Origin of the sequence: Heliobacterium chlorum, from assembly GCF_014502795.1 — a bacterium.
Classification (GTDB): domain Bacteria; phylum Bacillota; class Desulfitobacteriia; order Heliobacteriales; family Heliobacteriaceae; genus Heliobacterium; species Heliobacterium chlorum.
On record NZ_JACVHF010000066.1, the window covers coordinates 1 to 3,501 of the forward strand.

4 protein-coding genes and 1 pseudogene are annotated in these 3,501 nt (G+C 41.8%); 2 read left to right on the forward strand and 3 right to left on the reverse strand.

Annotation, left to right across the window (positions count from 1 at the left end):
• Positions 1-237 precede the first annotated feature (237 nt).
• Positions 238-951 carry a YetF domain-containing protein gene (locus tag H1S01_RS19735; RefSeq protein ID WP_188042096.1) on the forward strand — a complete coding sequence of 238 codons (714 nt, stop codon included), beginning with the start codon at positions 238-240 and terminating at the stop codon, positions 949-951.
• Positions 952-1,034: 83 nt separating this feature from the next.
• On the opposite strand, the gene H1S01_RS19740 is transcribed toward H1S01_RS19735, so the two are convergent.
• The gene (locus H1S01_RS19740) at positions 1,035-1,376 is read right to left on the reverse strand and encodes a hypothetical protein (RefSeq protein WP_188042097.1); all 342 of its coding nucleotides are present in this window, start codon (positions 1,374-1,376) and stop codon (positions 1,035-1,037) included.
• 272 nt (positions 1,377-1,648) lie between these two features.
• Here H1S01_RS19740 and H1S01_RS22140 point away from each other — a divergent pair, with 272 nt between their 5' ends.
• A complete protein-coding gene (locus H1S01_RS22140; RefSeq protein WP_188042098.1) occupies positions 1,649-1,945 on the forward strand; it encodes an IS3 family transposase in 297 nt (98 codons plus the stop codon).
• Between the two features lie 718 nt (positions 1,946-2,663).
• Here H1S01_RS22140 and H1S01_RS22145 read toward each other — a convergent pair.
• On the reverse strand, positions 2,664-2,792 hold the full coding sequence (locus H1S01_RS22145; RefSeq protein WP_279287052.1) for a hypothetical protein: 129 nt from the start codon (positions 2,790-2,792) through the stop codon (positions 2,664-2,666).
• 643 nt (positions 2,793-3,435) lie between these two features.
• Positions 3,436-3,501, reverse strand: a pseudogene (locus tag H1S01_RS22780) (zinc-binding protein); the annotation flags it as partial.

Here is a 3,501-nt window from a genome sequence, read left to right on the forward strand (position 1 = left end):
TAAAATAATCTTGCCTATTTGCCACTTTTCTTTAGTTTAATTTGTTAGAGGCGCATAGTAGGGGTGTCGAATGTGCGATATAAAGATATAAACGAAGTAATCCCGAGCTAATAAAGTATCGGAATTAAAATAAAAGCGTCCGGCTCCACCAATGCCGAACGCGTTTTATTTTTCCGGTCACGGAATCAATGAACATATTTACGGAAATAATAACTATACCATCGGGAGGGGTCCTTTATGGAAGAAAGTTTAATGACTCTCGTACGTACAATTTTTGCCTATTTTTTCGTGTTATTCATAACTCGACTTTTAGGGCGCAAAGCATTATCCCATATGACCATATCTGACTTCATTAGTGCGATAATACTAGGTGAAATCACAGCTCTTCTGGCCGTGGAGGGGCAACGAAGTGTATCCGCCTTAGTAGCTTTGGTTGCTTTTGGAAGTTTAGCTATAGTAGCTGATTTTACACATATTAAAAGCTTTGCTGCAAGAAAACTATTCGATTCCGAACCGATCGTGTTAATCGAAAACGGAAAAATTGTCGAACAGAATCTACGTAAGGCTAGAGTAACGTTAAATGAAATGAACTCGATCTTACGGCAAAAAAACGTATTCAATATCAGTGATGTTGAATTTGCAATTCTTGAGAATGACGGTGAGATTTCAGTTCAATTTAAATCTCAAAAACAACCGCTTACACCGTCCGATTTACAAATCCCTACAAAATATCTCGGTTTAACAAAAGATATAATCATTGATGGTGAGGTTATGCAGGAAAATTTAATGCAAACTAATCTCGATATAAACTGGTTAAAGCGTGAATTAAATAGGTTTGGAATAAATAACCCGTCGGAAGTTTTTTATGCGGGTCTTGATACCTCCGGTAACTTGTATATATCCGAAAAAAGAAAACGGGTCGAAATCGAAGGGGAGTACGGAATTGAATAAACGACTTTTGCCGGTCTACCATATAGGGAGCATATCAGCAACAAGGTGGGGATTATTTTACGGCTACGGTAGACCCAACTCAACTATATTATTCGCTTTTTAATGTCAAACCGATAAGTTATTCTTTTGTCAGGTGTTCCTTCTGAATATTTTTGAAACTCCGCTACTGCTTCTCCCTGTCTTTTGGAAAAGAACACCCAGTACTGCCATCCAATGCCCGAGGCATGAACACCCGGTGGAGTCCATTCCTCTTCTTTGAGTAACATTAATTTGTCTCTGTCAGGTTTCTTTATTAATTCAAGGACTACACCACATGATGGATTTTCTTGAAATATTACTACTACAATGTCGGCAGCAGTAAGCTCAATTACTCCTCCAGAATCTTTTGCATGAACTGTTATCACTTTTGGGAATTGTTCTTCCATTAAGATATCAGCTCCTAAAAGTTGCTCATTAGATTGTATGCTGGGTAAATTGCTCCTGTGATTTACTGTTTCAAGAAATCTTTAACCGCCAAGAAGTAACCAATCAAACCAGGCTCTAAGTGTTTTAATGTAGACTCAACCGTGGTCTTGGTCCTTTAACAATCCTTGGAAATAACGAGTATAGTAATAAGGAATTCAACCGAAAGGAGGGAATCTGATGGCTCGTCAAGTGGTTAGGGTTACACTTAATGAAGGGGATACTGCGGTTATTCGTGTACGCTGCCGCCGCCGTAGAACAAGGGGATAATCCAAGCACTTCAAACCGCTGGGGGTCATACTTCAGCGGTTTTTATTTTGTAACGCAAAAAAGCCAAGCAGAAACCTTTTTCAGCACCATGAAGAATGAACTCATTCACCTGAGGAGATTTACGACTCGCGATGAGGTACGCGAGGCGATATTTGAATACGTCGAAATATTCTATAATCGCAGACAAAGACATCAGAGCTTGGGTTATATGACACCAGAAGCCTATCTGAATCAGTACATATATCAGCAAACCGCAGCGTAACGAACAAAACGAACCATTTTGGAAAAACCGCAGACCCCAACGTCCACCGCCTAATTGCCGTTCTCCATACGAATAGGCGGATGTCAAGGACCGCTGGCGGGGCTTTGGCCCTTATCCTTGACGGGCGACTAGCTGTATGAGACCCTATAGGCGGCGGTGGCGGACCGCATAACTGGGATGTAGCGATAATCAAAGCGTCCCTATGAATGAACGAGAATATCACACTTAGTTGTGTCTAATAAATCGGGAAGACCTCAATGGTTACAAAGAGACCCAATGTCTGGGATTTTTTGTTCAAAAAGTATGAAGCGTGGCCTACATACGAGGCACACGCTCTTTAATTTCGCTAATGATTTACAAACTCCACTGTCCCGCCAGCTTGTTGAATTGAACTTAGGAGACTGCTCAAAGAACTACCGGAACTGCCACCACCCAAGAACGGAAGTCTTAAAATTAAGCATATACCACTTGGAGAACTTAACTCAATTAAATTCAACAAGTTCACTACCGCTCCAGCCGGAATAAATACTCGAATTAAAGTTCCAGGTAATTGAGGACAAGGTTGTGTTGTAGGAGTCACCGTTTGTCTTGAGGTGCAACCACATTGGGAATGTGGTACATAATTACGGTTAACTCGAACTCTTCTTGACATAAAAAACCTCCTTGTTAAAAAGCGTGGGTAGCCTAGAATTGCCACACGCAATACTTGGGTTTTCGATTAGTAAGAACCAAAGCCCATACCAAAACCGGTACCCAGAATAGCTATAATAATGATCAAAATAGCAAGGGCAACGATACGATTTCCGATATAGCCTCCAGCGACTCCGCCACCACCGCATGCACTCATGTTAAATGCCTCCTTCAGTTATGATAACTTGATTACTCTTGGTAGCCCCAACCAATAATTGCGGGATAGAAAGCCCCAATAACGATAAGGGCGATAACGAGTCCAATTAAAGTCGAAAATCCACCAAAACCTCCGCCATAAGCAGCACCCATTTGTACTCCTCCTTTTGGATGTATAGGGTCATCTATGCTACCATTTTATGGATGAGCAAGGTTTATTGTGAGAAAAAAATTTGAATTACAGTGAATACTGACTATGACTATAATACTAATTAAAATGGCGAGAGCAACGATTCTTTTGAACACATAGGGTAGAGTAAGCGAGTTGTAACTTAACTTGTTCTAAACCGAAATTCTAGGGGCATCACTGCGGGCCTCAGCTCCCCACCGCCGCTGATCACCGAAAAATCGTATTAACCACGCAAAAAAGCCAGGACGTTCATCCTGGCCTTAACTGTTTAATCGATTTTAACTGTTTCCAAACCCCGGTAGGCGTCACGGTAGGCGTTAATCCTAGCTATAGCAACCGCCCAAATAACGGGGTGGGGAAGAGGCTTGCACGATGGCAACACCGCACACTTTAAGCAGAAAATAACACAGCAAAAAAGCCCACCGGTTAAGGTGAGCTTCTTGTTGTTAGGATATTACCAGCGGTTGCTGCGAGGTTGGGGTTGGAAGCAGTCACGGCAGTATACCGGTTTGTCACCACG

What these genes read in the sequence shown, in the direction of transcription:
- H1S01_RS22145 (WP_279287052.1), bottom strand. Translation starts at nt 2,792, where the DNA reads ATGAGTGCATGCGGTGGTGGCGGAGTCGCTGGAGGCTATATCGGAAAT.
- H1S01_RS19735 (WP_188042096.1), top strand. Translation starts at nt 238, where the DNA reads ATGGAAGAAAGTTTAATGACTCTCGTACGTACAATTTTTGCCTATTTT.
- H1S01_RS19740 (WP_188042097.1), bottom strand. Translation starts at nt 1,376, where the DNA reads ATGGAAGAACAATTCCCAAAAGTGATAACAGTTCATGCAAAAGATTCT.